Origin of the sequence: Brevibacterium mcbrellneri ATCC 49030, from assembly GCF_000178455.1 — a bacterium.
Lineage (GTDB): Bacteria > Actinomycetota > Actinomycetes > Actinomycetales > Brevibacteriaceae > Brevibacterium > Brevibacterium mcbrellneri.
Map to the genome: position 1 here is coordinate 1 of NZ_ADNU01000028.1, position 5174 is coordinate 5174.

General features: G+C 57.2%; 6 protein-coding genes. 2 read left to right on the forward strand and 4 right to left on the reverse strand.

All coding sequences use genetic code 11. The annotated features are described in order from the left end of the window. The 4 genes from HMPREF0183_RS04945 to HMPREF0183_RS04955 form a co-directional block, all read right to left on the reverse strand. The coding region (locus HMPREF0183_RS04945) for a translation initiation factor IF-2 N-terminal domain-containing protein (RefSeq protein WP_040348151.1) at window positions 1–822 on the reverse strand (822 nt) is incomplete at its 3' end. 129 nt (window positions 823–951) lie between these two features. Then, a complete protein-coding gene (locus HMPREF0183_RS13490; protein WP_083801448.1) occupies window positions 952–1179 on the reverse strand; it encodes a YlxR family protein in 228 nt (75 codons plus the stop codon). Window positions 1180–1230: 51 nt separating this feature from the next. Beyond that, window positions 1231–2193 (reverse strand): transcription termination factor NusA, encoded by a 963-nt coding sequence (gene nusA / locus HMPREF0183_RS04950; protein ID WP_005883446.1) that lies wholly within the window; start codon window positions 2191–2193, stop codon window positions 1231–1233. Window positions 2194–2289: 96 nt separating this feature from the next. Next, the gene (locus HMPREF0183_RS04955; protein WP_005883448.1) at window positions 2290–2751 is read right to left on the reverse strand and encodes a ribosome maturation factor RimP; all 462 of its coding nucleotides are present in this window, start codon (window positions 2749–2751) and stop codon (window positions 2290–2292) included. A gap of 143 nt (window positions 2752–2894) precedes the next feature. Here HMPREF0183_RS04955 and HMPREF0183_RS04960 point away from each other — a divergent pair, with 143 nt between their 5' ends. Both HMPREF0183_RS04960 and HMPREF0183_RS04965 read left to right on the forward strand, forming a co-directional pair. After that, the gene (locus tag HMPREF0183_RS04960; RefSeq protein ID WP_040348154.1) at window positions 2895–3809 is read left to right on the forward strand and encodes a hypothetical protein; all 915 of its coding nucleotides are present in this window, start codon (window positions 2895–2897) and stop codon (window positions 3807–3809) included. Window positions 3810–3817: 8 nt separating this feature from the next. After that, window positions 3818–4837, forward strand: a complete 1020-nt coding sequence (locus HMPREF0183_RS04965; RefSeq protein WP_005883451.1) for an aminoglycoside phosphotransferase family protein — start codon at window positions 3818–3820, stop codon at window positions 4835–4837. Window positions 4838–5174 lie beyond the last annotated feature (337 nt).

Sequence of the window (5174 nt, forward strand, 5' to 3'; positions counted from 1 at the left end):
TGAACGTGCACCTGGCTTGGGTCCGCAGCCTGGGCGTGGCCCGCGTCCCGGGCGTGGTGCACGGTCGTCGCCGCCGCGTGGTCCTGGTTTGGCGCCTGGTTTAGGCATGCCCTGGGAGGAAGCGAAGGGGTTGTTACCTGGGCGTGCTCCTGGGCGACCCGGCTTGGGTCCTGGTTTGGCGCCTGGTTTAGGCATACCCTGTGAAGACGCGAAGGGGTTGTTGCCCGGGCGTGCTCCTGGGCGACCCGGCTTGGGTCCTGGTTTAGCGCCCGAGGCCGCCGCGCCTGGCTTTGGAACACCTGGCTTGGGTGCAGGCTTAGGAGTGGCTCCGCCTGGTTTGGGCGCCGAGGTCGAATCAGCTGGCTTCTGAGCGTCTGGTTTTTCTGCAGTTGGCTTGCCAGCAGCGGGGGCTGGTTTAGGAGCTGCAGGTTTCTTCGCAGGCGCTTTTTTAGATGCGGTCTCCTTGGCACCTGCTTTAGGAGCACCGGGCTTAGGTGCCGCTGGCTTGGCTGCCACAGTCTTAGTGGCAGAAGTTTTAGCGGTAGTCGGCTTGGCCGCTCCGGGCTTTGCCGCGGAAGATTTGGTTGCTGCGGTCTTCGCCGCTGTTTTCTTAGCGCCGGTCTTCAAACCACTTGCGGGCTTGTCTCCAGCGGATTCTGGGTTGCTCGACGCGTATAGTTCTTTCACACGCCGAACAACAGGCGCTTCGACTGTTGAAGATGCTGAGCGAACAAACTCGCCTAATGATTCAAGTTTTGCCAGCACGTCTTTGCTGGTAGTGCCGAGCTCTTTCGCGAGCTCATGGACACGGGGCTTAGCCACATTTCTCCTGTCCGGGTTCCTTCCGGACAGGAAGGAACCTCATCGTAAGTGAACAGATCTCATTTCACTGCTCACAACCAATAAGTCTGGGTGTCATTTCTGAGCACTCACTACGTGGTTTCCATTTCGCTAACTACTTTCCGTAATCGGTAGATCGGGAACTTCTAGGTTACGCACCCGAAGCGCCCGTGCGAACGCGTTCTTTTTTCGCGCTGTTTTCCAACACGCTTGTGTAGGGTGAATCCACATTCCCCTGCCGGGGAGTGTGCGTTGGGTGTCTGCAGTCAACGAACCCTGAACAGAGACAAACCGTGAAAGTTTGCTTGTGGGTTCTACTTTTCTGCACCCCACGCACATGCGGATAGGTTCACAAGACACCTATCCATTCTACACATTCGCCACATGGCGCTAATCAGTACCTACAATGTCGATTTTCCACCCGGTCAGTTTCGCTGCCAAACGCGCGTTCTGGCCTTCTTTCCCAATCGCCAACGAAAGCTGGTCGTTCGGAACAAAAGCGCGCGCCATCTTGGCTGACTCGTCGATCACTTCTACTTTGGCTGCTTTAGCAGGCGAGAGTGCGTTGGCCACGAATTTGGCCGGGTTTTCGTTGTAGTCGACAATGTCGATTTTTTCTTCACCAAGTTCACCCATGACAGCGCGCACGCGGGTGCCGTACTCACCAATGCAGGCACCTTTTGCGTTCAGGCCCGGCACCTTGGCCGCGACTGCGATCTTGGTGCGGTGGCCCGCTTCCCGGGCAAGTGACACGAGTTCCACTTGACCGTCAGCGATTTCTGGGACTTCGTGTGCGAACAGTTTGCGCACCAGGTTTGGGTGTGAACGTGAAACGGTGACGGATGGGCCCTTTTGGCCTTTGTGCACATCGGTGATGTACACGCGGATACGACGACCGTGTTCATAGGTTTCCCCTGGCACCTGTTCGTGTGGCGGTAGCACAGCTTCCACATCACCGAGGTTCACTTGAACCATGTCTTCGTACTTGCCCTGTTGGATCACACCAGAGACGATCTCACCTTCGTGGTTCTTAAACGAACCCAAAACTGATTCGTCTTCAACGTCACGCAAACGCTGGTGGATCACGTTGCGGGCGGTCTGAGCGGCGATGCGCCCAAAGCCTTCGGGAGTGTCGTCGAATTCGCCAATCGGGTTGTCGTCGTCATCGAATTCGACTGCCCAAATGGTAGCCTTGCCGGTTTTCGTGTCGAGTTCAGCGCGGGCGTCCGGGTAGTACCCTTCTGTGCGCTGATACGCGATGAGAAGAGCCTGTTCGATCAGATCCACGAGCACTTTCATGGGAATTTCGCGCTCACGCTCGATCATTCTTAGCGCGCTCAGGTCGATGTCCACGTATCTGGCCTTCCGTTTTGCCGCTTATCCGGCTCTATTGAAATGTCAGCTGTTCACGAATGAACGTGTAGGTGTAACCCTAATGGATTCACCTGGTTAGCGGAATTTTAAAACGACCTTTGCTTTCGTAATGTCTGAAAATGGGATCACATAATCTACTTTTTTCGTGTCCATCAACGTGATGCCTTTATCCGTCACATCGACGAGTTCGCCGGTATAAGTGGGGCCGTTTGTGCGCACATCCAGGTTGCGGCCTCTGTTCCGCAGGAAGTGGCGTTTCGCAGTAAGTTCTCGGGTTGCTCCCGGCGATGTGACTTCCAAGTCATAGGGCTTGTCGTTAAACAATTCCACGTCGTCAATGAGTTCTGACACGATCTTTGTGGCCTGGGCGATCGTGTCCAAAGAGACCGGGTCCGAGGTGTCTGTATCCAAGTCGATCACGACAGTGACCTTGCGGTACTGCCCCGCTGCGTGGGCCTTCACGTCTTCGACGATCAGGCCCGCTTGTGACAGTGGGGTGCGGATAAGGTCAGTGACCTGTTGAGCTTCATTCTTCATCTCCACTCCTTCCAGAACCGTTACACGAGACTCTACTGGCACAGGGCACGCGAAGCGACCTTTTGGGTTCGCGTCACTGAGGCTGTCCCTTCGCTAAGATGGCCATTATGCAAGGAAAAGGGACGTTGGGTCGCAGAAGTTTTTTGGCCCTCACAGCCGCAGTTGCGCTGACAAGTGGTTGCGGAATCCGAGTTGATTCTGACCCTGAGCTTCCCACCCTCAGCCCAACCGACACGGTGCGCAACCGTGTGGCACGGATCCTTGAGAACACGCAAGCGACGGGAGAAGAGACGTCGGTTCGCGACCGGTTGAGCAAAGCGGTGGGCCCGGTGTGGGCCCCACCCAGCGAACTTGCAACCGAGTCCCCCAGCCCTGAACCCCAACGCAATTTCAAAGACGCGCTTACCGAAATCCATTCCGCAATCACAGGCGACTTCACCAGCCTCGCTGGGGCCACCTCGGCGACCCTTGCCGACGTAGCAGTAGGCGCAGCCCTGGTCCTTCTGCGCGACTTCAAAGCCGAGGAACGCAAAGTCACCGAATCCTTCTCCCCCGTTGTCAGCCCCACGCCAGCGCCAGAACAGAATTCCGACGATGACAAGGCTGACGTTCGCAAAGACGAATCGGAAGATGAAGACGGGCAGAAAACCGACGGCTTTGCGGAGTTCATTTCCGCCTGCCACAAGAGTTCGTACGCATATCAACGCTTAGCCGTGTTTGAAGACGAAAAATCGCCATACGGAATGTTTGTGAGAGACCGTCACGACCTCTTGGCCCACGCGGCAGAAGAAGCGAGGTCCTTTGCCACCTCGGTCGGAATCGAGAACCTGCCCGCCAACAAACCCGCGTGGCAACTGCCCAGCGACCCGCGCGACACCAAGAAACTCGCAATCGAAGCCGAAAGCCTCCTCACCGCGACTCTCCCAAGCGTTTTCACTTTTACACACCCCCAAGACCCGCAGACTGAAAAGGAAGTACACGCGTTTGCCCTGCGCCACCTGTACGAATCCGCCCGCGCCACCCAAAAGGCGGGTAAGTTTGAGCTGTTGAGGTTTTAGGAGAAGCTGTGAAGGTTCCGGAGTCACTACTAGGTGCGGTGGGCGAACTCATTGGCCCCGAACGCGCCGACGCATGGGCTGCAGCGCTCCCCTTCATGTTCAACGAACTGTGCGACAGGTGGTCGCTCACTCCAGACCCCGTACCCGGTTCGCCCTGGGCAGGAGCCGAAAGTCTAGTGGTTCCGGTCCTGACAAAAGAGAACTACCAAGCGATTGTGCGCTTCGCCTCGCCTAACTCCGCGAACCCGCACGTCCACGCGCAAGTTCTTGAGGCGCTGCGTGCATGGAACGGACGCGGTGCGGTGCGGATTATTGAAGAAGACTCGTCGTTCCGTGCGACCCTGCAAGAACGGTTGATCACAGCTGAAAACCTCTCCACGGTTCCACTTGACCAGGTGCCACCCATTTGGGGGCAGCTGGTTCGGGTTCTCACGGTTCACGGAGGGCGTGGATTTGTGCGCGTGCAAGACATTGCACAAGGGTGGCTCAACAAGTTCAACAGCAATGTGCAGGCACTTGCCGACTACCGCAGCTTCCGCCCCGAAGACCGCCAAGTCATTGACCAGGCGCACATGTGGAGCACGCGGCTGGCGCAGTCACAAGAGTCATACTTGCTGCACGCTGACCTGCACTACTACAACATTCTGGCTGGCCACCCCGACGCCAACGGGATCTCCACGTGGAAGGCAATTGACCCGCAACCGCTTCTGGGGCCAGCAGCGTATATGGTGGCGCCCATGCTGTGGAACCGGCTCTACGAGATCCCCACACCTGATCCCGCTAAGCAAGCCAAGTGGCTGTATGACTTTGCGGTTTCGCTGTGCCAGCACGCCGGGATTGACCCGCAGTTTGGGTTGGGAGCGTCTATTGCCCGCGAAGTTGCCAACATGTTTTGGTACCTCAAATCCGCCCGAGGTGGTACCCAGAAAGCCTACGGCGACGCCGACCGCAGTTTGTGGGTTGCCCGCGCGCTAGCCGGAATGGGGTCTTATGGCGTCAATGCGCACTCCCTGAAGAAACTGGGGTGAGGGCACCTACAGGTTTTCGCGGATCATGTCGAAACCCAGTTTGAGCACCAGGGCGCTCACCACAACTACGAACACCACGATTGCCGATGCTCCTTCGCACCAAGCCATGCATGCAACGTAACTTTCTGACACCTCGGGACGGGCTGGCTTTCGATTCGTTTAGCTACAGTCCTCAGATTCGACTGTAGCCAAACGGCTTTTCGACCCGAGGCGCATGCCACTGGGCACACACCCGTTAGTGCATTTGCTCACCCTCGATGAGTCGTTTAGCTCTGAACAGCAGGACCGCCTGGTGGAGTTGCTCTAGATCGCGGGTCTCGCTGCCTGCGTTGACTTT